The 20,044-nt window shown below is 71.0% G+C and carries 20 protein-coding genes; 13 read left to right on the top strand and 7 right to left on the bottom strand.

The genetic code is table 11. From position 1 onward, the window contains the following. Positions 1-74: 74 nt before the first annotated feature. The 4 genes from BLT28_RS20725 to BLT28_RS20710 all read left to right on the top strand — a co-directional run bounded on the left by BLT28_RS20725 (position 75) and on the right by BLT28_RS20710 (position 3,622). Entirely contained in the window at positions 75-818 is a 744-nt protein-coding gene (locus BLT28_RS20725; RefSeq protein ID WP_043811094.1) for a lysophospholipid acyltransferase family protein, read from the top strand. Beyond that, complete coding sequence (locus BLT28_RS20720; RefSeq protein ID WP_030429115.1) at positions 815-1,825, top strand: NAD(P)H-dependent glycerol-3-phosphate dehydrogenase; 1,011 nt, start codon at positions 815-817, stop codon at positions 1,823-1,825. Before BLT28_RS20725 ends, BLT28_RS20720 begins: the two co-directional genes overlap by 4 nt. Continuing rightward, positions 1,822-2,928: a cystathionine gamma-lyase gene (locus tag BLT28_RS20715; RefSeq protein WP_030429116.1), complete on the top strand. Its 1,107-nt coding sequence runs from the start codon at positions 1,822-1,824 to the stop codon at positions 2,926-2,928. Before BLT28_RS20720 ends, BLT28_RS20715 begins: the two co-directional genes overlap by 4 nt. A gap of 214 nt (positions 2,929-3,142) precedes the next feature. Continuing rightward, the gene (locus tag BLT28_RS20710) at positions 3,143-3,622 is read left to right on the top strand and encodes a cysteine dioxygenase (RefSeq protein ID WP_030429117.1); all 480 of its coding nucleotides are present in this window, start codon (positions 3,143-3,145) and stop codon (positions 3,620-3,622) included. On the opposite strand, the gene BLT28_RS20705 is transcribed toward BLT28_RS20710, so the two are convergent. Beyond that, complete coding sequence (locus BLT28_RS20705) at positions 3,619-4,608, bottom strand: IS481 family transposase (protein WP_052408308.1); 990 nt, start codon at positions 4,606-4,608, stop codon at positions 3,619-3,621. The two genes, BLT28_RS20710 and BLT28_RS20705, sit on opposite strands and share 4 nt — an antisense overlap. 119 nt (positions 4,609-4,727) lie before the next feature. Continuing rightward, complete coding sequence (locus tag BLT28_RS20700; RefSeq protein WP_030430585.1) at positions 4,728-5,399, bottom strand: pyridoxamine 5'-phosphate oxidase family protein; 672 nt, start codon at positions 5,397-5,399, stop codon at positions 4,728-4,730. Positions 5,400-5,469: 70 nt separating this feature from the next. On the opposite strand from BLT28_RS20700, the gene BLT28_RS20695 reads away from it, so the two are divergent. Further along, a complete protein-coding gene (locus BLT28_RS20695) occupies positions 5,470-6,915 on the top strand; it encodes an aminotransferase-like domain-containing protein (RefSeq protein WP_063766607.1) in 1,446 nt (481 codons plus the stop codon). Here BLT28_RS20695 and BLT28_RS20690 read toward each other — a convergent pair. Beyond that, complete coding sequence (locus tag BLT28_RS20690) at positions 6,833-7,300, bottom strand: GAF domain-containing protein (RefSeq protein ID WP_030430583.1); 468 nt, start codon at positions 7,298-7,300, stop codon at positions 6,833-6,835. The genes BLT28_RS20695 and BLT28_RS20690 overlap by 83 nt on opposite strands. Positions 7,301-7,369: 69 nt before the next feature. Here BLT28_RS20690 and BLT28_RS20685 point away from each other — a divergent pair, with 69 nt between their 5' ends. Then, positions 7,370-8,476 (top strand): D-alanine--D-alanine ligase family protein, encoded by a 1,107-nt coding sequence (locus BLT28_RS20685; RefSeq protein ID WP_030430582.1) that lies wholly within the window; start codon positions 7,370-7,372, stop codon positions 8,474-8,476. Positions 8,477-8,514: 38 nt separating this feature from the next. Here the strand turns inward: BLT28_RS20685 and BLT28_RS20680 are convergent, their stop codons facing one another. Together BLT28_RS20680 and BLT28_RS20675 are read right to left on the bottom strand one after the other, a co-directional pair. Further along, positions 8,515-9,153: a DUF3515 domain-containing protein gene (locus BLT28_RS20680; protein ID WP_081900413.1), complete on the bottom strand. Its 639-nt coding sequence runs from the start codon at positions 9,151-9,153 to the stop codon at positions 8,515-8,517. A gap of 76 nt (positions 9,154-9,229) precedes the next feature. Further along, on the bottom strand, positions 9,230-9,463 hold the full coding sequence (locus BLT28_RS20675) for an Lrp/AsnC ligand binding domain-containing protein (RefSeq protein WP_030430580.1): 234 nt from the start codon (positions 9,461-9,463) through the stop codon (positions 9,230-9,232). A gap of 97 nt (positions 9,464-9,560) precedes the next feature. On the opposite strand from BLT28_RS20675, the gene BLT28_RS20670 reads away from it, so the two are divergent. Both BLT28_RS20670 and BLT28_RS20665 read left to right on the top strand, forming a co-directional pair. Then, on the top strand, positions 9,561-10,529 hold the full coding sequence (locus BLT28_RS20670) for a thiamine-phosphate kinase (RefSeq protein WP_030430579.1): 969 nt from the start codon (positions 9,561-9,563) through the stop codon (positions 10,527-10,529). A gap of 63 nt (positions 10,530-10,592) precedes the next feature. Continuing rightward, positions 10,593-11,075, top strand: a complete 483-nt coding sequence (locus BLT28_RS20665; RefSeq protein ID WP_407638822.1) for a GNAT family N-acetyltransferase — start codon at positions 10,593-10,595, stop codon at positions 11,073-11,075. Here the strand turns inward: BLT28_RS20665 and BLT28_RS20660 are convergent, their stop codons facing one another. Further along, positions 11,076-13,190: a DUF4132 domain-containing protein gene (locus BLT28_RS20660; RefSeq protein ID WP_162184866.1), complete on the bottom strand. Its 2,115-nt coding sequence runs from the start codon at positions 13,188-13,190 to the stop codon at positions 11,076-11,078. It lies immediately after the preceding gene. 127 nt (positions 13,191-13,317) lie between these two features. On the opposite strand from BLT28_RS20660, the gene BLT28_RS20655 reads away from it, so the two are divergent. The 3 genes from BLT28_RS20655 to BLT28_RS20645 all read left to right on the top strand — a co-directional run bounded on the left by BLT28_RS20655 (position 13,318) and on the right by BLT28_RS20645 (position 15,351). Then, positions 13,318-13,839: a gamma carbonic anhydrase family protein gene (locus BLT28_RS20655; protein ID WP_030430576.1), complete on the top strand. Its 522-nt coding sequence runs from the start codon at positions 13,318-13,320 to the stop codon at positions 13,837-13,839. Positions 13,840-14,285: 446 nt separating this feature from the next. Beyond that, the gene (locus BLT28_RS20650) at positions 14,286-14,651 is read left to right on the top strand and encodes a hypothetical protein (RefSeq protein WP_030430575.1); all 366 of its coding nucleotides are present in this window, start codon (positions 14,286-14,288) and stop codon (positions 14,649-14,651) included. A gap of 25 nt (positions 14,652-14,676) precedes the next feature. Continuing rightward, complete coding sequence (locus BLT28_RS20645; RefSeq protein WP_030430574.1) at positions 14,677-15,351, top strand: uracil-DNA glycosylase; 675 nt, start codon at positions 14,677-14,679, stop codon at positions 15,349-15,351. A 269-nt stretch (positions 15,352-15,620) separates the two neighbouring features. Here the strand turns inward: BLT28_RS20645 and rpmB are convergent, their stop codons facing one another. After that, positions 15,621-15,812, bottom strand: a complete 192-nt coding sequence (gene rpmB, locus BLT28_RS20640) for a 50S ribosomal protein L28 (RefSeq protein ID WP_030430573.1) — start codon at positions 15,810-15,812, stop codon at positions 15,621-15,623. A gap of 161 nt (positions 15,813-15,973) precedes the next feature. Here rpmB and BLT28_RS20635 point away from each other — a divergent pair, with 161 nt between their 5' ends. Next, on the top strand, positions 15,974-17,650 hold the full coding sequence (locus BLT28_RS20635; protein ID WP_322788483.1) for a DAK2 domain-containing protein: 1,677 nt from the start codon (positions 15,974-15,976) through the stop codon (positions 17,648-17,650). A gap of 30 nt (positions 17,651-17,680) precedes the next feature. After that, the gene (gene recG / locus BLT28_RS20630; RefSeq protein WP_030430571.1) at positions 17,681-19,894 is read left to right on the top strand and encodes an ATP-dependent DNA helicase RecG; all 2,214 of its coding nucleotides are present in this window, start codon (positions 17,681-17,683) and stop codon (positions 19,892-19,894) included. Positions 19,895-20,044: the final 150 nt, after the last annotated feature.

The raw sequence follows: 20,044 nt of genomic DNA, 5'->3' as shown, positions 1-20,044 counted from the left end.
TGGACCTGACGGCGTTGCTCCGGGAAGACTCACCTCACCCCGCGCTCGGCGGGGCCGTGAACGGGAGGCAACGCGTGGCCAGGGAAAAGGGCGGCTTCTGGGTGGGTGTCGCCGCGGCGATCTTCTATCCGGGCACCAGGTTGCTGGCCAGGCGGAGGTTCGAGGGCCGGGACAAGCTGCCGCGGCAGGGCGGGGTGCTGCTGGTCGGCAACCACATCTCCCACCTCGACCCGCCCTACGCCGCGGTGTTCGTGCACCAGGCCCGCCGGGTGCCGCGCTTCCTGGCCAAGGACAGCCTGTGGAAGATCCCGGTGCTCGGCCGCATCCTGCGCGGCGCCGGGCAGATCCCGGTCAGCCGGGGCACCGCGGACGCGCGCAACAGCCTGGCGGCGGCCGACAAGGCGCTCACCGAGGGCAAGGTCGTGACCATCTACCCGGAGGGCACGCTCACCAAGGACCCGGAGTTCTGGCCGATGGTGTCCAGGACCGGGGTGGCCCGGCTCGCGGTCGAGCACTGCGTCGACGGCTCGGTCCCGGTGCTGCCGCTGGTGCACTGGGGCACCCACCGGGTGTGGGACCACAAGCGCAAGCGGCTGAGCCTGTTCCCGCGCAAGACCGTCGTCGTCCGCGTCGGCGACCCGCTGGACCTGTCGAAGTTCCGCGGCCGTGCGGTGGACAACGAGCTGCTGCGCGAGGTCACCGACCACCTCATGGGCGAGGTGCGCGACCTGCTCGCCGAGGTCCGCGAGGAGCAGGCGCCGACCGAGTTCTACTCCCCGCGCAAGGCCCGCAAGGACAAGCAGGAGGAGGACAGGTGAGCGCGCAGCGCGTCGCCGTCCTCGGCGCGGGTTCCTGGGGGACGACCTTCGCCAAGGTCCTCGCCGACGCGGGCCGGGACGTGATGTTGTGGGCGCGCAGGTCCGAGGTGGCCGACGCGATCAACGAGCGCGCCGAGAACCCCGGCTACCTGCCCGGGATCACCCTGCCGGAGCGGCTGCGATCCACTGTGGACGCGGCGGAGGCGCTGGACGGCGCCGAGGTGGTCGTGCTGGGCGTGCCCAGCCAGAACCTGCGGGAGAACCTGGCGCGCTGGCGCGAGCTGCTTCCCCCCGGCGTCACCCTGGTCAGCCTCTCCAAGGGGGTGGAACTGGGCACGCTCAAGCGGATCAGCGAGGTGGTGCGCGAGGTCGCCGAGGTACCGGAGGACCAGGTCGCGGTCGTCTCCGGACCCAACCTGGCGATGGAGATCGCGGTGCGCCAGCCGACCGCGACCGTCATCGCCTGCCCCGACCACGACCGCGCCGTGCAACTGCAGCGCGCCTGCGCCACCGGGTACTTCCGGCCGTACACGATCACCGACGTGGTGGGCTGCGAGCTGGGCGGCGCGTGCAAGAACGTGATCGCGCTCGCCTGCGGCATCGCGGTCGGGCTGGGTTTCGGCACCAACACCGCGGCCTCGCTGATCACCAGGGGGCTGGCGGAGACCAGCAGGCTCGGCGCGGCGCTCGGTGCCGACCCGCTGACCTTCGCCGGGCTGGCCGGGCTCGGCGACCTGGTCGCGACGTGCTCGTCACCGCTGTCGCGCAACCGCAGCTTCGGTGAACGCCTCGGCAGGGGGGAGACCCTGGCGCAGGCGCAGGAGGCCGCGCACGGTCAGGTCGCCGAGGGCGTGAAGTCGTGCTCGTCGATCCGGGAGCTGGCCACGCGCAACGGCGTCGAGATGCCGATCACCGAGGCCGTGCAGCGGCTGTGCGACGGCGAGATCGAACCGCGCGAGATGGTCGCTGAACTGCTGGGCCGCAAGCAGAAGCCGGAGCGCTCATGAGCCAGGACTGGGGCGATGGGACCCGGTGTGTCCACTCAGGACACTCCGAGCCGGTCGTCGGGGAGCCGTTGCTGGCGGGGCCGGTCTTCGCAACGGCCTACCACCTCGACGGCGCCGCCGGTCGTGCCCGGCCGGACTACTACGCGCGGGCGGGCAACCCCACCTGGCGCGCACTGGAAGCGGCGATCGGTGAGCTGGACGGCGGCGAGTGCGTGCTCTTCCCGTCCGGGATGGCCGCGATCAGCACGCTGCTGCGAGCCTTCCTCGGGTCCGGGGACGCCGTCGTGGTGCCCTCGGACGGCTACTTCGCCACGCGGACCTTCATCGCCGAGGAGATGGACGTCTCGGTCCGAGAGGTGCCCACGCCCGGGCCGTGGCCGGACTTCACCGGTGTCCGCCTGGTGCTGCTGGAGACGCCGTCCAACCCGTGGCTCGACGTCTGCGATATTCGGTCCCTTGTGGACAGTGCGCACGCAGCGGGCGCCCTCGTCGCGGTGGACAACACGACCGCGACGCCGCTCGGTCAGCGCCCGCTCGCGCTCGGTGCCGACTTCGTGGTCGCCAGTGACAGCAAGGCGTTGACCGGCCACAGCGACGTCCTGCTCGGCCACGTGTCCACAGTGGACCACGCGCTGGCAGAGCGGTTGCGCAAGGCGCGCACCCTCGGCGGAGCCGTACCCGCCCCGTTCGAGACGTGGCTGGCGCACCGCAGCCTCGGCACCCTCGACCTCCGGTTGGCGCGGCAGAGCGAGAACGCCGCCGCGCTCGCCGAGGCATTGGGCGCGCACCCCGCCGTCCGCAAGGTCCGTTGGCCCGGCCTGCCGGAGGACCCGGCGCACGAGATCGCGCGCGAGCAGATGCGGCGGTTCCCGGGCGTGGTGACGATCGAACTCGCCGATGCCGCGACCGCGGACCGGTTCGTCGCCGCCGCGCGGCTGGTGTCTGCGGCGACCTCGTTCGGGGGACTGCACAGCACCGGTGACCGGCGGGCGCAGTGGGGCGACCCCGTGCCGGAAGGGCTGGTCAGGCTGTCCGTGGGGGTCGAGGACGCGAACGATCTCGTCGCGGATGTGATTCAAGCCCTCGATGCTGTAGCGACTTGACGCACCGCGTCGGCCTCCTGTTCGATTCAGGCATGTCTTCGCGCGCCATGACGCACCGGATGGGCCACATCGCCCTCGTCCGGGTTGCCAGCGCGCTCTGTCTTTCGTGGTGATCCGCCCCGTCTGCTCACGCGTGGCCGCACCGATCCCGTCCGCCTGACCGGCGACGTCGCGTGCGCCCGCCCCCGTCACCACATTCCTGAGGACCACGCCGATGTTCGCCGTTCCGCCCAACACCGTTCCCACCGAGCGTCCCGCCCTGCTGCACCCGTCGAGGATCGCCCTCCGGGTCGCGGCCGACCGTTCCCGCTGGGCGCACCGCCTGCGCTACGACCCGGCCGACCGCTGGGTGGGGCTGCTGGAGAAAACCGATGAGCACGAGGTCTGGCTGATGAGCTGGCTCCCGGGCCAGCACACCGAACTGCACGACCACAACGGCGGCCAGGGTGCGTTCACCGTGGTGCAGGGCTCCCTGGTGGAGCGCGTCGCCCGCGTCGGCGCGGACGGCAGGCCGGTCGAACTCGTGCACGCGCTGACCACCGGGCAGACGCGGGTGTTCGGGCCGTCCTACGTGCACGAAGTGCGCAACTCCAGCCCGGACCCGGCCGTCAGCATCCACGTCTTCGGCCCGCGCAGGCAGGGGATGACGGAGTACCGCCAGGACCTCTTCGTCGGTCCGGTCGTCAAGTCCTAGGTGTTCTGTCCTGAGAGGTTGGGAACGCGGCTGGCGGGTGGGTGGCCTGCGAGTGCGGTGTGGCCGCGGTGGTGGTTGTAGGTGTGCAGCCACTGGGGCAGGGATGCTCGTCGTTCGGTCTCGGAGCGGTAGGGGCGGGCGTAGGCCCATTCGTCGAGCAGGGTGCGGTTGAAGCGCTCGACTTTGCCGTTGGTCTGTGGCCGGTAGGGGCGGGTGCGTGTGTGGGTGATCCCGGCGGCGGTGAGGGCCTGGCGCCAGTCACGGGAGCGGTAACAGGAGCCGTTGTCGGTGAGCACGCGCTGCACGGTGATCCCGTGTGTGGCGAAGAACGCCTGCGCTCGTGCCCAGAACGCGACGGCGGCATGCTTGCTTTCGTCGGACAGGATCTCGGTGTAGGCCAGCCGGGAGTGATCGTCGACGGCGTTGTGCAGGTAGCTGTAGCCGATCTTGGGTTTGCCGTGCGGGTACCGGGCTGTCGTGGTGACTTTCTTGTGCTGGTTGCCGGTGGAGCGGTCCATCACGCGGTGACCGCCTCCGTCGGGGATGTTGCCCAGTTTCTTGATGTCGACGTGGACCAGCTCACCCGGTTCGTCGCGTTCGTAGCGACGGACCGGCACACCGCGGGCCCGGTCCAGATGAGCCAGCCGCGCCATGCCGAAGCGGGTCAGTACCCGGTGCACCGTGGAGGGATTCAACCGCAGGTGATAGGCGATCCGCGCCGGTCCCCACCGTCGTGCCAGCCGGACCTTGACGATTCGGCGCTCGGTCCGGGACGGGGTGCGTCGTGGGCTGGTTCGGGGACGCGACGAGCGATCGGCCATGCCCGGCTCGCCCTCGTTCCGGTAACGGCCAGCCCATCGTTGCGCCGTGCTCACCGACACCTGAAAGCGTTGTGCCGCTTGTCGAAGCGGCCACTCGTCCTCCACGACACACCGGGCCAGCCGCAGCCTTCCGGTCTCCGACAGCGGAGCATTACGGTGGGACACGAGGGCCTCCGTTCGGCTCGGTGCAGACGTCGCAATCCACACCGAACCCGGAGGCCCTCCCTCATCCAACATCATCGGACTACGTGTCGGACCGTTCGCAACCTCTCTGATCAGTACACCTAGGCACGAACCGATGCCCTCCGCGCCGCGACGTGCGAGGGCACGGCCACGCCGGGCGGCAGCAGCGGGCACGGCTCCGGCTCGCCCCAGACCTGGCGCACCGGCAGGACTCCGGCCCAGCAGGAGTCGACGGTCACGTCCGCCTCGTCGTCGCCGGGCGGACCGCGCCGGATCTTCACCGCGGCCTCGGTGAGCTCCAGCGCGAGCACGGAGGTCGCCGCCAGCTCCTTCCGGCTCGGTCCGCGCGTGTAGTCCCACGAACCCGGGGCGACGTGCTCGGTGATCACGGCGAGCGCGCACAGCTTCTCGTCCGGGTCCTCGACGAGCCGCGCCCGCCCGTGCACCACGGCGGAGCGGTAGTTGGCGGAGTGGTGGAACACCGACCTCGCGTAGACGATCCCGTCCAGGACCGTGATCGCCACGGACACCTCGGCGCCCGCGATCGCCGTCCGCAGCGTGCTCGCGCCGGTGGAGCCGTGCACGTAGAGCGTGTTGTCCTGCCAGCCGTAGCAGGTGGGCAGCACCACTGGCGCGCCGTTGACCACCACGCCGAGGTGGCAGATCAGCCCGGCGTCCAGCACGTCGTCGAGATCCGAGCGCTCCGTGGCCGCGCGCTGCTTGCCGCGCTGGATGGTGCTGCGTTCGGTCGGGGACAGCGGTGGTCTCGTCACGGATCCAGACTGTCCGGTGAAGTGGCATTATCGAATAGCCACCGCCGCGCAACTTTGGAAGGCCACTGCCGTGCTACCGGTCGAACTGCCGATCACGTTGGACCGTGCGAGTCCTCGCCCGCTCGCGGCCCAGCTCGCCGACGCGCTGCGCGCCGCCGCGACGACCGGGCACCTGCGCAGCGGCGACCGGTTGCCCTCGACACGCGCACTCGCCACCCACCTCAAGGTCAGCCGGACCGTGACGGCCGCCGCCTACGACCAGTTGCACGCGGAGGGCTGGCTCGACGGCAAGCACGGTTCGGGCACGTTCGTCACCGCTACGCCTCCCGCACCAGGACCCGGTGCTGTGGTGACGAACCCGAGCCCGGAGGTCGGCGGCGGCCTCGACCTCGCTCCTGGCGCAGGGTTCGGGAGGGGCATCGAGACCGCCGCGTGGCGAAGGGCGTGGCGCGCGGCCGCGGAGGCGGAACCGCTGCTGCGCCCACAGCGCGCCGGTCTGCCCAGTTACCGCGCTGCGGTCGCCGAGCACCTGTTGCGGCACCGCGGCCTCGTAGTGCCCAGTGCGCCAGAAGACGCGGTTCTGGCGACAGCGGGCACAACGGCCGCCGTGGGGGAGTTGGCCATGGCTGTGTTGCCGAGAGGCGCTGCGGTCGCGTTGGAGGAACCCGGCTATCAGCGTGCCGTAGGTGCTTTTCGCGCCGCAGGACTCCGCGTGGTGCCTGTGCCTGTCGACCAGGACGGGCTCGTGGTGTCGGAGATCCCGGACGACGTCGTTGCCGTGTACTGCTCGCCCGCGCACCAGTACCCGCTCGGTGGCAGGCTGCCAGCCACACGGCGCAGCGAGCTGATCGGACGGGCGCGTGCACGCGGATGGTTGATCATCGAAGATGATTATGACGGCGAAATGCGCTACGACGTGGCCCCGTTGCCGCTGCTGGCGTCGCTGGCCCCCGACGTGGTCGTGCACCTCGGCACCACGAGCAAGATCCTCACCGTGGGGCTCGGCACCGGCTGGATGGTCGCCCCGCCGGAGATCGCCGCGAAGGTGATCAGCTACCGCGACCTCACGGGCACCTCGCCCTCGGCGGCCGGGCAGCGGGTGCTGGTCGAGCTGGCCAGGCACGGCGACCTGGGCAGGCACCTGCGCAGGCTCCGCAGGGAGCTGGGGGAGCGGCGCGCGTCGCTGGTCCTGGCGTTCTCCGAAGCCGGGATCCCGACCGTGGGCGATGAGGCGGGCGGCCACCTGATCGTCCCGATGCCCTCACCGGAGGCCGAACGCGAGGCGCTCGCCGAGGGGCGGCGGCAGGGCCTGCTCCTCGACGGGCTCGAACGGCACCACGTCGGCACGCCCGCCTGGTTCGGCGTGGCGGTCGGCTACACGGCGTGCACCCGGCGCGAGCTGGACGGCGCGCTGCCGGTGCTGGTGGACCTGCTCAGTCGAGCGCGTGCTGCTCCTCGTACAGCGGAACCAGCTCCGCCGCGATCGCCAGCAGCTTCGCCACCAGGGCGTCGGTGAACGCGCCGGGGCGGCAGTCCTCGACGTCGAGGGTGCCCAGGACGCGGCCGTCCTCGACCACCGGGACGATCACCTCGGAGCCGATCTTGTCGCTGGCCGCGACGTAGCGCGGATCTCCCGCGACGTCGTTGCAGACCAGCGGCTTCGCCTGGCGCACCGCCTCCAGCGTCAGGTTCTCCGCCAGGGGGAAGCGCGGGTGCGCGGGACCGGGCAGGCCGCTCCACGCGAGCAGTTCGACCGCGCTCGGCGACGCCTGGTAGATCCCGACCCAGTGGAATCCGGTGACCGAGCGCACGAGATCGGCGACGAGGCTCGCGCGCAGCCGAGGGCAGCCCGGTTCCCGGACCGCCTCCCGCACCTCGTCGACGAGCTCGCACTGCTGCACACCATGACGGTCTCACCAGGGTCAAGTCGGCTCGGAGGGGGTCGACGGCCCCCCGGTAGGGTCACGGGCATGGCAGAACGCAGGACGAGGGTCGCGGTTGTTTTCGGTGGTCGCAGCACGGAACACGGGGTTTCCTGCGTGTCAGCGCGCAGCGTGCTGACCCACCTGGACAGCACCCGGTTCGAGGTCGTTCCGGTCGGAATCGCCCCGAACGGGGCCTGGGTGCTGGGCACAGATGATCCAAAAGCGTTGGAGATCCGTGACCGCAGCCTTCCGGAGGTGCCGGAGAACGGTACCGCTGTGGTACTGCCGGGCGATCCGACAAGGCGTGATGTCGTGCTGTTGGAGCCCGGCCGCGCGGGCGACGTGTTCTCCGGCATCGACGTGGTCTTCCCCGTCCTGCACGGCGCCTTCGGCGAGGACGGCACCATCCAGGGCTTGCTGGAGATGGCCGGACTGCCCTACGTCGGGCCCGGCGTGCTCGCCAGCGCCGCGTCCATGGACAAGGAGTTCACCAAGAAGCTGCTCGCTGCCGAGGGCATGCCGAGCGTGCCCTACGAGGTGCTGCGGCGCGACCAGGCCACGCTGACCGAGCAGCAGCGCGAGCGCCTCGGCCTGCCGGTGTTCGTCAAGCCGTCCCGCGCGGGCTCCTCCATCGGCATCTCGAAGGTGACCGACTGGGCCGACCTGGACGCCGCGATCGAGCTGGCCCGCCGGACCGACCCGAAGGTCCTCGTCGAGAAGGGCTGCGTGGTCCGCGAGATCGAGGTCGGCGTGCTGGAGTTCCCGGACGGACGGGTCGAGGCCAGCCTCCCCGCGGAGATCCGGATGCTGGAGAGCGCCGCCGCCGACTGGTACGACTTCGACTCCAAGTACCTCGACGCCGACCAGGCCTGCGAGGTCGACATCCCGGCGAAGCTGGACGACGAGCTCAGCGCGCGCATCCGCGCGATGTCGGTCGCGGCCTTCCACGCGCTGGACTGCCAGGGCCTGGCGCGGGTGGACTTCTTCGTCACCGCCGACGGCACGCCGATCATCAACGAGATCAACACGATGCCCGGCTTCACCCCGATCTCGATGTACCCCAAGGTGTGGGCGGTCACGGGCGTGGACTACCCGACCCTGCTGACCACGCTGATCGAGACCGCCATCGCCAGGGGCACCGGCCTGCGCTGATCGTCGTCGGTACGCACAACCTGCAGAGTGGGGCGGTGTCAGCGAGTGGGAGTCGGCGGGATCGAGTGCGGCGGACCCTGCCCCGGCGGGGTGCCGACGAGGTCGGGCGAGCGCGGCGGCAGCGTCTTCGCGATCGCCGCGGAGACCTCCTGCAGCGGTCCGGTTCCCGCGTCCTTGGGCACGGTGAGGACCGCGTACACCGGCCGGTCCACCGCCACCCAAGTGCTCACACCGGGCTCGGCGATCTCCAGCCAGGACACTCCGCCGACCACCAGCAGCGGGCTGGTCTGGCTCAGCTCCGCGGGCCTGCCGAGCCCGCAGCGCAGGATGATCGGGTCGACCTCCTGGCTGCCCCAGGCGACGGTGGCCACGGGCGCGGGCTCGGCGAGCTGCCTGCGCGGCAGCTTCGCGGAGTTCGAGGTCAGTTCCGCGGGCAGGCCGTCGAGCAGCGCGCGGCACTCGGGGGTGCTCGCTCCGGGCGCGGGCACCGGGGGCAGGGCGAGCGGGCCGGTGCGCCGCGCGGTGGAGATCTCCTGCTGGTGCCCGGGATCGAGGTGCTCCGCCGGTCCCGAGAGGAGACCGATGGCGCCGACCGCGACGGCCAGCAGCACCGGGAGCCCGACCGCCAGGATCACCAGCGGTCGAGGGAACGCGTTGTCCGTGGGCTTGTCGGGCACCCGGCTACTACAACATGCGCGCGGACGGGGTGGCCTTCCGGGGGCGGCGCCCGGAAACCGTGACCGGCGCGGTGGGTCAGAGGTGGACCACAGGACAGGTCAGCGTGCGCGTGATGCCGTCGACGCCCTGGATGCTGGCCACCACGAGCTGGCCGAGCTGGTCGACGGTCTCCGCCTCCGAACGGACGATCACGTCGTAGGGACCGGTCACGTCCTCGGAACTGATCACGCCGGGAATGGTGGCGATCTCGGCGGCGACGGCTGCCGCCTTGCCGACCTCGGTCTGGATCAGGATGTATGCCTGGACCACGGCGTGCCCCTTCGTCTTGAGCTGTCTGCACGGGGTAGGAACGTGCACGAAAAGCTACCCCAGCCGGGGGTCGGGTCGCTCAGGGTCGGAGGTGGGTGTGCGTCCGGAGCCGCCGCGTGACGCGGAGACGGTCGCCGGGCTCGGCGAGTTCGGGCTCATCCGCCGGGTGACCGAGGGCCGGGCGCAGCCGCCGCCGACGCTGCTCGGGCCCGGGGACGACGCCGCCGTGGTGGCCGCGGCGGACGGCCGGGTGGTGGCCTCGACGGACGTGCTCGTCGAAGGGGTCCACTTCCGCCTGGACTGGTCGAACCCGGAGCAGGTGGGCCGCAAGGCGGTCGCGGTCAACCTCGCCGACATCGTCGCGATGGGCGCGGTGCCGACCGGGGTCCTCGTCGGGCTCGCGTGCCCCGGCGACACCCGCGTGGAGCTGGCGGACGGGTTGTTCGCCGGCATGTGGCAGGAGGCCGCGAACGCCGGGATCGGTGTCGTGGGCGGGGATATGGTCACCTCGGAGACCTTGGTGATCTCCGTCACGGCGCTCGGCGATCTTGAAGGCAGGGCACCCGTGACCCGCTCCGGGGCGCGGCCCGGGGACGTGCTCGCCTACGCCGGTCGGCTCGGCTGGGCCGCGGCCGGGCTGGCCGTGCTGGGGCGCGGATTCCGCTCTCCGGTGGCCGTGGTCGGTGCGCAGCGCGTGCCCGAACCGCCCTATGCCGCGGGGCCGCAAGCCGCCCGCGCGGGCGCGACCGCGATGCTCGACGTCTCCGACGGCCTGCTGGCCGACCTCGGGCACATGGCCGCCGCGTCCGAGGTGGCGATCAACGTCCGCACCGAGGGTTTCGAGGTGCACCAACGCCTTCTGGACGTCGCGTCCGCACTCGGCGCCGATCCGCTGCACTGGATGCTCACCGGTGGCGAGGACCACGCGCTGGTCGCCGCCTTCCCCACTCCGGGGCAGGTGCCGGACGACTGGCATCCCATCGGCTGGGTGGGCAAGGGCTCCGGGGTGACCGTGGACGGCAGGCCCTACGAGGGGCCGACCAACGGCTGGGAGCACTGGCGCTGATAAGAATGCGGGAAAATGCATTCCTATCCACGTGCCTGGTCGCTTAGGGTTCGGGACATGGTGATGCTCGACTTGGAGCTGCGCGTCGTCGGCTACGACCACCCTGACGCGGCCAAGCTGATCGCGGAGGTCCAGCAGGAGTACGTCGTCCGCTACGGCGACGAGGACATCACCCCGGTGGATCCGGCCGAGTTCGCCCCGCCACTGGGTTTGTTCATCGTCGGCTACCTCGGTGGGGAGGCGGTCGTGTGCGGCGGGTGGCGCGCGCACGACAGCGACGATCCCCAGTTCCTGGACGGCGACGCCGAGATCAAGCGCATGTACGTGGTGAACACCGCGCGCGGCAAGGGGCTCGCCAAGCGCATGCTCGCGGAGCTGGAGCGCACGGCACGGGAGGCCGGCAGGCTGCGCATGGTGCTGGAGACCGGGACGAAGCAGCCGGAGGCGGTCGCGCTGTACGGCGCCAACGGCTACGAGCGCATTCCGAACTTCGGCGCCTACAAGGACCATCCGTTGAGTCTCTGCTTCGCCAAGTCGCTCTCCTGATCACCGCAGTTGGTCCGTGATGGCCGGATCGGTGATGGCGCAGTCCTCCGCGAGCAGCAGCGCCTTGCCCAGGATCAGGCGCAGCATCCGGTCACCTTCGAAGGGCAGCCACAGCTCGCCGCCGAGGGGTTTGGCATGCCGTGCCAGTACGCACAGGTACTGGTCGTCCGGTCCCATCACCACATTGCCGGAGCCGAGGTGAATCCGGTAGCTGCGCAGGTCGCCGCGCACTTCGAGGAAACGGTCGGTGAGGGTGCACCGTCGTGCGATCGGGAGCATCGGGAGAACGCGCCGCAACACCTCTCGCCGCGTCGTCGCCGCCGTGGACAACTCGCCGAAGCTGTGCGAGTTCCAGTACTCGCGATACGTGCCGTCGGTACCGTCGTCCTGCCACGCGGGGTCGGCGCCGATGCTCGCGCCGTCGACGAACAGCTCGACATCGCGCAGCACCTCGCTGAACACCAGCGGTGGGACGTCGGCCAACGGTAGTGGATCGGTCAGGTCGTCATGGGCGTCGTCCCAGGGCGCGTAGCCCGCTCCCGCGGCGTAGGCGGTGTTCTCCGGGGCGAACAGCGGGTAGAAGCGGATGTGCTCGGTTTCGATGTAGTGGTAACTGCCCGATTCGGTGGCCGCGACGTCGAAGCCGTCGCCGACGCCGTCCACCCACAGCTCGGCGCGCAGTCCCCACTCCGGCAGTTCGCGCACCGTCGGCAGGCAGCTCATGTCCATTGTGGACCGAGGCTGGTTCTGCCATCCGCGTGCGGTGGCGATGGCGTGGAAGCGCTTCTGCTTCAGGATGTGCGCTGTGAAACGCGTGGAGAACAGCTCCGTGTTCCGCTCCGCTTCCGTCGGGGCGTACACCTCGCGGTGCGCCTGCTTGAACGGTTGCACGATGCCCTGTTCGGTGAGCAGGTCGCGCCACTCAAGGACTTCGTCGGTGTCGTAGTCGACCGGGTGCCACAGCGCGACGTCGTCGGAAGCGCGCGCCGGCACCGGTTGTCCGTCCAGCCCACGCAGCCTGCCCTCGTAGTACACGCACGCGCGCACACCGACGATCCAGATCAGCCTGCGCGCGACGGTGCCGACGAGCGGATGGTCCAGGTACCGCGTCCGCCACTGTTCGAAGTGCCAGACCCGGTGCTCCAGAAACAGGCGCTCCAACCGCGCCTTCTGCTCCGCCAGCGTCCCGTTGACGTCTTTGATGTGCGCGCGCAGTTCGCGGAGTTCGTCCGCGTGCTCCGTGCGCACGGCGGCGGGAACGTCCTTGGTCGCCGTGCCGTTGTGGTCCCGCCACAGCGTGCGCACGCCGCCCGGTTCGACCACCAGTTCCACTTCGGCGTCGCCGATCGTGCGGCTGCCCCGGCCAGTCGCGGTGAGCCCGAACCGCGGGACCGCGATCTCGTCGATCTCACCCCTGGAGATCCCCAGTGCGTCCGCCTTCACGGCCAGCGTCCGGTCGAGCATGCGCAGCGTCGGCTTGTGGCTGATCCGGTTCACCAGCCGCGCGATCTCCACCAGCGCGGGCTCACTGTCCACAGTGGAGAGGACGTGCACCGCGGCACCCGCCACCCCGGTGCGCCTCGGCTGCCCGGCGAGCGCGCTCGCGACAACCATGCCGAGCAGGCGCGGACTGGTGTTCTCCTCCGGGGCGACCGTGCGCAGCCAGAGCAGACCGCGCACGGCGCTGTCGTTGTGCTCGTTCGCCGGACCGGGCGGCGCCGTTGCGAAGGTGGCGAGCCAGCGGTCGGTCCTGCCGAACACCTCGTCGGCGCCGAGCGCGTCCAGCAGCTCCCGCGCCCTGGTGCGCCACTTCTTCGCCGGGCGCGAGGCCACCAGCGCGAGCGCGTGCCGCAGCAGCTCCTCCCAGCACCGCGCGTGCTCCGGCGGCAGTGCGGCGAGCTCGGCGATCGCCTGGTCCGTCCAGGGCTCACCGGGGACCAGCACCGGAGGCCGTCGCACCTGGTGCGGCGCAACGGCTCGGGCGGCCCCGTGCGGCGTGCCCAGCCGGTCGCGCGCGTAGGCGAGCAGCCGGCCCGGCAGTGCGCCCAGCCGGGCCAGCACGGTGCCCAGCCACATCCCTGGGCGGGCCGGGTTCTCCTGGAGTCGTGTCAGCACGCGTTTCACCGCCTCCTGCGCGTGGGTGGACCGTGCTGCCGTCGTCATCGCTGGTGAACTCAGTTCGTCAGCACGGGGGCGACGGTAGACAGGGGGTCTGACACTGAGTGGCCGGATACTGTGCGACATGGCCATTTACGCTCTCGGCGAGCTCGTACCGGACGTTCACCCCGATGCCTACGTCCACCCCGATGCCACGGTGATCGGCAACGTCGTGCTCCGCGCGCACGCGTCGGTGTGGCCGCAGGCGGTGTTGCGCGGTGACTACGGGCGGATCGAGGTCGGTGAGCGCACGAGCGTCCAGGACGGAACCGTGGTGCACTGCACGCCGATCCACCCGGCCCTGATCGGTGCGGAGTGCGTTGTCGGCCACAACGTGCACATCGAGGGCGCGACCATCGGCGACCGCTGCCTGATCGGCTCCGGGTCCGTCGTGCTCAACGGCGCGGAGGTCGGCGCGGGTGCCGTCGTCGGGGCCGGTGCGGTGGTGTCCTTCGGCGGGCGGGTGCCCAGCCGCCGCATGGCGCTCGGGGTTCCCGCGCGGATCCGGGAGGGCTTCGAGGTCGCCGAGGACAATGTGGACATTCCCGTCGCCATGTACGTGGCCAACATCGCCGAGTACCGCACCAAGCTCCGGAGGTTGGACTGATCCACCAGTCGCTGCTCGACGCCGTCCTCGAAGAGAACGACAAGCTGCCGGAAGAGGGGAGTGACCGCTTCGTCGTCGGCCGGCCCACCGAGGTCGCGGTGGCCGCGGAAGGGATCGTCGCCGCACGCGCCGGCCGGTTGGACGAGGCGGTCTCCCTGCTCGCGCGCGTCGACTACGAACTCCTGAAGCTGCGCGACCCTGTGCACGGCGACTTCCACATAGTGCGTGAAACGGCGGCTTACAAGCGTTGTTGGGGCTCCTACTACCTCCGTCTGCCTCCGTACCGCGACGTGGTCGTAGAGGTGCCACATCCGCGCCACGACAGGTATACGCCCGATTTCGGCGTAGAGGCGCTCCATCGTTGCCAGGCGTCGTTGCTCCTTTTGGCAGGCACACATCGCTATGCGAACGGACGACCGCGCGACGGTTGGGAACCGCCTTCGGACATGGCGCGAAACCCGCGCAGCCTCTTCCAGGCCGTGCACGAGCGGTTGACCACCGCGAGCACGGATGTGTTGCAGTACCACGGTTTCGTCGAGGACCACTATCCCGATGTGGTGCTCAGCAACGGAAGCGCGAGACCGCACGCGCAGCTGCACCGCATCGCACAACGGATGCGCGCGGCAGGCGTGCGCACGGAGGTCTTCGACGGCAGCAACTGGCCGTCGGTCGGAGCCACGAAGAACCCGCAAGCCAGGTACACCAGGCGGATCGGCGGGCGGTTCTACCACATGGAGCACCAGCCCCGGGTACGCGACGACGTTCGGCTGCGCAGCGCGATGGTCGAGGCGGTAGCGGCCGAACTCGGGTGAGTGCGGCCCGCTATCGTCACGCCCCGTGTCTGGACGACCGTTGAACGAGATCATGGATGCCGGTTGGGCGAAGGCCCTCGCGCCGGTCGAGGACCGCATCGCCGCGATGGGTGAGTTCCTGCGCGCGGAGATCGCCGCAGGTCGGGAGTACCTGCCCGCGGGGGAGAACGTGCTGCGGGCGTTCCAACAGCCCTTCGACGATGTGCGGGTGCTCATCGTCGGCCAGGACCCGTACCCGACGCCCGGGCACGCGGTCGGGCTCAGCTTCTCCGTCGCCCCCGGGGTGCGCCCGCCCGCCAGCCTGATCAACATCTTCAAGGAGTACGAGCAGGACCTCGGGCTGCCGCTGCCCTCCAGCGGTGACCTGTCGCCGTGGGTGGACCAGGGCGTGCTGCTGCTCAACAGGGCGCTGACGGTGGAGCCGCGCAAGCCCGCCGCGCACCGCGGCAAGGGCTGGGAGGAGATCACCGAGCAGGCCATCAGGGCGCTCGCCCAGCGCGACAAGCCGATGGTGGCGATCCTGTGGGGCCGCGACGCGCGCAACCTCCGGCCCACCATGCCGAACGTGCCCTGCGTGGAGTCGGCGCACCCGAGCCCCATGTCCGCGCACAACGGCTTCTTCGGCTCGCGCCCCTTCAGCAGGGCCAACAAGCTCCTTGAGGAGCAGGGCGCCGCACCGGTCGAGTGGAAGCTCCCCTAGACCACACGCCTGGCCCCGCCCAGCCCGACGTGAATGCCGCGTTAGGTGCGTTGTACGCACTGAATGAGTCATTCGGTGCGCTCCAGTACCTCAATGACTCATTCAGTGCGCAACCGCGGCGAGCTGGGACTGCGGCCCGGGGTTGTGCTCCTGGTCACTGCGCTGGTGAACGTCGCCGAGGACGCCGGTCGGCCTACCGCGTCGAGGCACGCCGAACGGCCCGGGCGGACTGAGTCCGACCCGGGCCGTTGGAGCAGATCAGGGGTGCGTCAGCCGCGAACGACCTTGCCGGCCTTCAGGCACGAGGTGCACACGTTGAGCCGCTTGCGCTGCGAGAGACCGATCTTCGCGCGCACGGTCTGGATGTTCGGGTTCCACCTGCGGTTCGTCCTCCGGTGGGAGTGCGAGACCGACATGCCGAAGCCCGGCCCCTTGTTGCAGACGTCGCACACGGCAGCCATGTCGGGCGCTCCTTCAACCGTTGTCGTGCAATGAGAACTTCAAGGCCCAGGTGTGAGCCTCGGGAAGGCTGTCACGGAGACAGAACGCCGGACAGCCCGCACAGGTTATCCCGAGTCGGTCCGAGCATCCAAACCGCCCCCGTCGGTACGCTCCGGTGCTGGTGATCGCCGACCACGTTCGACTGGCTGACGCGGGGATGGTGCGGGTGCTGGGAGTGCTGGACGCCGCTGCGGTGCGCCGATGGGCCGTGACCTGCGTGGACGCGCTGGAGGCGAGCCGCGAGGAGATCGACCGGATCAACGTCTACCCGGTCGCGGACGGCGATACCGGGACCAACCTGCTGCACACGATGCGCGCCGCGCTCGAAGCGCTGGTCAGGGCCGACGCGGAGAACGCTGTCGACGCGGGCGCGGCGGTCGCCGCGCTGGCCAGGGGGGCGCTGGCGGGGGCGCGGGGCAACTCCGGCGTGATCCTGTCGCAGGTGCTGCGCGGGCTGGCCGAGGAGTGGGCCGGTGCCGCGGCGGCCGGGGGTGAGGGCATCAGGAAAGCGCTGGTCAGGGCAGATGCGCTGGCGACGGCCGCAGTGGCCGACCCCGCGCCCGGCACGATCCTGACGGTGTTGCACGCGGCCGCGGCAGCGGCGCGCGAGTGCGACGGTGACGACCTGGCGGCGGTCGTGGTGGCCAGCTCCAAGGCAGCCGCCGACGCCCTCGCCGAGACCCCTCGGCAGCTCTCGGCGCTCGCCAAGGCCGGTGTGGTGGACGCTGGTGGGCGTGGCCTCGTGGTCCTGCTGGACGCGCTCGCCGAGGTGGTCACCGGCGAACGCGTGGAGCGCCCGATCGGTCCGCACCGTCTGCCACGGCTGGCCGAGGACCTGCACGCGGAGCGCGAGGGCGGCTCGGCGGAGTTCGAGTACGAGGTCATGTACCTGCTGGACGGAAGCGACGAGCGGCGCACGACGAAGCTGCGCGCGGAACTGGCCGCACTGGGTGACTGCGTGTCCGTTGTGTCGGACGGCACACCGGAGGGCGCGGGCTTGTGGACCGTGCACGTGCATTGCAATGACGTCGGCGCGGCGATCGAGGCGGGCGTGGAGGCCGGCCGTCCACATCGGATCACCGTGGTGCGCTTCGCCGATCAGGTCGAGGCAGCGCCGAAGCGCTTCGTGCGCGACCGCGCGGTAGTGGCCATTGTGGACGGTGAAGGCATCGCGGAGCTGTTCCGCGGTGAAGGCGCCGTCGTGGTCACCGTGCCGCCCGCGCAGCCGTTGGACACCGCAGACCTCCTCGCCGCCATTAGTGGCAGTCGTGCGGCGCATGTAGTGCTTTTGCCCAACTCCACGCATTTCAACGTCGTAGTGGACGAAGCGTGCGCGCAAGCGACACAGGCCGGACAGGACGTCGTTGCGGTTCCTACGGCCTCGGCGGTGCAAGGCCTCGCCGCGCTGGCCGTGCACGACCCCGCGCGCAGGCCGGGTGATGACGTCGTGGCGATGGCCGAAGCCGCCGCGGCGACCAGGCGCGGTGAGTTGCTGATCGCCCAGCGGGAGGCGTTGACCTGGGTCGGCCGCTGCCAGCCCGGCGACGTGCTCGGCATGGTGGACGGCGAGGTCGTGCTGATCGAGCCCGCCTCCGCCGTGACCTCGGCGGCGTGCAGGCTGGCCGATCGGATGCTCGCGGCGGGTGGGGAGCTGGTGACCGCGGTGCTGGGGGCGGGAGCCCCGGACGGCGTCGCCGAGGCGCTGGCCGAGCACCTCCGGCACACCCGGCCCGAGGTCGAGCTGGCCGCCTATCCCGGTGGGCAGCCCGACGCGGTGTTGCTCATGGGTGTGGAGTGACTGTCGGTGGGGCGCGGTTGAATGGTGTCGATGGCCACATGGGACGACAAGCTGGACCGGCTGCTGGGCGCGAAGACCGGCAAGGCGCTGGAGGCAGCGCTCGAGCTGACCACCGTCGGCGACCTGCTCCGGCACTACCCGCGGCGGTACGCCGAGCGCGGTGAGCTGACGCGCATCGCCGACCTGGTGATCGGCGAGCACGTGACGATCATGGCCGAGGTCCGCTCGTGCGTGACCCGCCAGATGGCGAGCAGGCCCGGCACGATCACCGAGGCGGTGCTCACCGACGGCCGGGCCCAGCTGACCATCACCTTCTTCAAGCAGAAGGGCCACCAGAAGAAGCTGCTCCCCGGCACCAGGGCGCTGTTCGCGGGCAAGGTCTCCCAGTACAAGAACAAGCTCCAGCTGACCCATCCCGAGTACAAGCTGCTCGGCGACGACGAGGACGGCACCGAGGTCCAGGAGTTCGCCAGCGGGCTGATCCCGGTCTACCCCGCGGCCAAGGAGGTCCAGAGCTGGAGCATCGCCCAGTGCGTCCGGCAGGTCCTCGACCAGTGGGACGGCATCGCCGACCCGGTCCCCGAGGAGATGCGCGCCGAGGCGGGCCTGTCCGGGCTCTCCGACGCGCTGCGCCGGATCCACCAGCCGAACAGCTGGGCTGAGGTCACCGTCGCCAGGCAGCGGCTCAAGTGGGACGAAGCCCTCGCGCTGCAGCTGGTCTTCGCCCAGCGCAGGCATTCCGCGGTGAGCCGCCCCGCGCCGAGGTGCCCGCTCACCGACGGCGGGGTCGCGGCCGCCTTCGACGAGGTGCTGCCGTTCACGCTGACCGACGGCCAGCGCGAGGTCGGTGAGCTGATCTCGGCGGACATGGCCACCGACCACCCGATGAACCTGTTGCTGCAGGGTGAGGTGGGCTCGGGCAAGACGCTCGTGGCGCTGCGGGCGATGCTGCAGGCGGTGGACGCGGGCAGGCAGGCCGCGATGCTCGCGCCGACCGAGGTCCTGGCCGCGCAGCACGCCCGGTCGCTGCGCGAGATGCTGGGCGACCTCGCGCGGGCGGGGGAGCTGGGCGTGCCCGACGTCGCGACCAGGGTCACGCTGCTGACCGGGGCGATGGGGGCCAAGGAGCGCAAGCAGGCGCTGCTGGACGCCGCCTCCGGGGCCGCGGGGATCGTGATCGGCACGCACGCGCTGATCCAGGACCGGGTGAGCTTCGCCGACCTCGGCCTGGTGGTCGTCGACGAGCAGCACCGCTTCGGCGTGGAGCAGCGCGACGCGTTGCGCACCCGCGCGGCGGGCGGCGGCAGCCCGCACATCCTCGTGATGACCGCGACGCCGATCCCGCGCACGGTCGCGATGACCGTCTACGGCGACCTGAAGGTGGCGGCGCTGCGCGAGCTGCCGAAGGGGCGGTCGCCGATCTCCACCTCCGTGGTCCCCGCGGCGGAGAAGCCCAAGTGGCTCGACCGCGTGTGGCAGCGCATCCGCGAGGAGGTCGCCAAGGGCCACCAGGCGTACGTGGTCTGTCCGCGGATCGGGGAGACCGAGGGCGAGGAGGACGAGGCCCCGCCCAAGAAGTCCAAGGGCACCAAGGAACCCAAGGCGCCCAAGGACGGTGAGAGCGACCGCCGCCCGCCGCTGGCCGTGATGGACGTGGCGCCGCGGCTGGCGAGCGGCCCCCTGCGCGGGCTGAAGGTCGGCGTGCTGCACGGGAAGCTGCCCGCGGACGAGAAGGACGCGGTGATGCGGGCCTTCGGCGCGGGGGAGCTGGACGTGCTGGTCGCGACCACGGTGGTCGAGGTCGGTGTGAACGTGCCCAACGCCACCGTGATGGTGATCATGGACGCGGACCGGTTCGGCGTGAGCCAGCTGCACCAGCTGCGCGGGCGGGTCGGCCGGGGCAGCGCTCCCGGGCTGTGCCTGCTGGTCAGCGAGATCCCGGCGAACACGACGACCCGGCAGCGGCTGGAGGCGGTGGCGGCGACCGCCGACGGCTTCGAGCTGGCCCGGCTGGACCTGGAGCTGCGCCGGGAGGGCGACATCCTCGGCTCCGCGCAGTCCGGCAAGCGCTCGACGCTGAAGATGCTGTCACTGCTGGAGGACGAGGACGTGATCGAGGCCGCCCGGGTGGCCGCCGACGACGTCGTCGCGGCCGATCCCGAGCTGCTGAGCCATCCCGGCCTGGCCGGAATGGTCTCCGACCTCATCCACGAGGAGCACGCGGAGTTCCTGGAGAAGAGCTGACGCAGTTCCTGGGCATCGAGGTGAACTGTCCCCTCCGGTGGGACCTCGTGCGCCCGGACCATCTGGGCACTGCTCGAAGGCATGGAACCGCCGGACCTGTGGTCCCTGGACGAGTTGATCGACTGCGCGGCGAAGGTGCTGGCGCGCGGC

This window comes from Allokutzneria albata (assembly GCF_900103775.1).
Classification (GTDB): domain Bacteria; phylum Actinomycetota; class Actinomycetes; order Mycobacteriales; family Pseudonocardiaceae; genus Allokutzneria; species Allokutzneria albata.
The sequence above is the reverse complement of the archived record's forward strand: the minus strand, read 5'-3'. Positions and strand labels throughout refer to the sequence as shown.